This is a genomic window from Paraburkholderia sp. UYCP14C (assembly GCF_004197395.1).
Lineage (GTDB): Bacteria > Pseudomonadota > Gammaproteobacteria > Burkholderiales > Burkholderiaceae > Paraburkholderia.
In genome coordinates, this window is sequence record NZ_SELS01000232.1 from 1 (window position 1) to 1615 (window position 1615).

Here is a 1615-nt window from a genome sequence, read left to right on the forward strand (position 1 = left end):
CCTCGCCAGCTCCGAAAGCCATTCCCGGTGGGGCTCGCAGACAAATTCGGCCCCTTCGGAAAACCCGCAATCAGTTGACAGTAAGCCTATCTAGGCAGACGTGTACTTCTCCCTCACACGCCCCTAAGGATGCCTTATTTTTGCGTGCTGAAAATCTGCTTCGCGAACTTGACAGAGCCCACAACTTCACATATGGCCCTCAGCGATCTCAAATAATGGAGTACATCGGCAACACGGATGCGAGTCGGTTCTGCTTTAGTGAAAGTGTGCAATGCGTCAAATAAATTTGATAGAGGAAACTGTAATAAACGATGGCATTATGCTGTCTAGTGCTTCATTAGCTTTTGCCCTTCCCGTTGCTTGCGCGCTCTATAGCGCTTGACGCGCACAAGGGGTGGACTTACTCATAAGTCAGGAATATTGCGGACACGTGGTCTATGCTTGAGCGATAGCTATTCAGAGGATCGCCCATGAAACGAGATGGCCGAAGCCTGGCTCACAATACTCTTGAAGAGATGCGGATCCTCGCAGTTCAGCGTATGGCCGAAGGCGAGCATCCAAATGATGTTGCCGCGTCGTTTGGAATGCATCGCTCGTGGGCGTACAAGATTAGGGCGCAGGCGCGAGGCCGTGGGCATGGTGTGCGGGCGCTCCGCTCGACCAAAGGCACAGGTCGCCCACGTACGCTCACTGCGACGCAGGAGCAGCTGGTACTGCGCTGGGTTAATGGCAAGAATCCAATGCAGTATGGGTTTGATTTTGGCTTGTGGACGCGCAACCTGGTTCGTGAGCTGGTGCGGCAGAAATTCAGCGTCACGCTGAGTCTGGCGTCGATCGGCGTGATGCTCGCCCGCCTGAACCTGACGCCGCAAAAGCCGTTGCAGCGTGCTTACCAGCGTGATCCGGGAGCTATCGAGCGTTGGCAGTGTGACACCTATCCGAGCATTGCAAGGCAGGCTCGTGAGCAGAAGGCGGACATTTTCTTCTGGGACGAATCGGGCTTCCGTGCTGACTCGGTACATGGAAGGACGTGGGCGCCGCGCGGTGAGACTCCCGTGGTCGAGCGGCCCGGTGAACGACAAAGCATGAGCGCCGCGTCCGCTGTGAATTCGAAGAGGGTTTTTTGGTTTGCAACCTATGAAGGGGCACTTAGCGGTGAGTTGTTCGTGGAACTGCTCAAGAAGTTGATGTTCAATCGGAAAAGAGCGGTTCATTTGGTCGTCGACGGATTGCCAGCGCATAAGAAGGCGGTCGTTAAGGAGTATGTTTCCAGTACACAGGGCAAGTTGACTTTGCATTTCCTGCCCGGTTATGCACCGGACCTCAATCCAGATGAGTTGGTCTAGAGTCACGTCAAGAGGACCGGCGTCGCGCGACGCCCACTTCAAAAAGGCGAAAAGCTGGCCCGAAAATTCACGAGCAGCTTTCACAAATTAGTCGCGATCCGCACCTTGCACGCTCCTTTTTTAGGCATCAATCTGTCCGCTATATTTCTGACGTATGAGTAATCAGCATTGCCTTAAGTGCGACGAGTAAACGAATTTCAAAATATGGGGTCTGACAGGCAATGTGATTCTGATGACCTGTCTGCCGATGAAATGTGCCGTTGAACTGA

1 pseudogene is annotated in these 1615 nt (G+C 53.6%); it reads left to right on the forward strand.

Annotated elements, in window-relative coordinates:
• Positions 1-470 precede the first annotated feature (470 nt).
• Positions 471-1504 (forward strand): annotated as a pseudogene (locus tag EVC45_RS44495) (IS630 family transposase).
• Positions 1505-1615 lie beyond the last annotated feature (111 nt).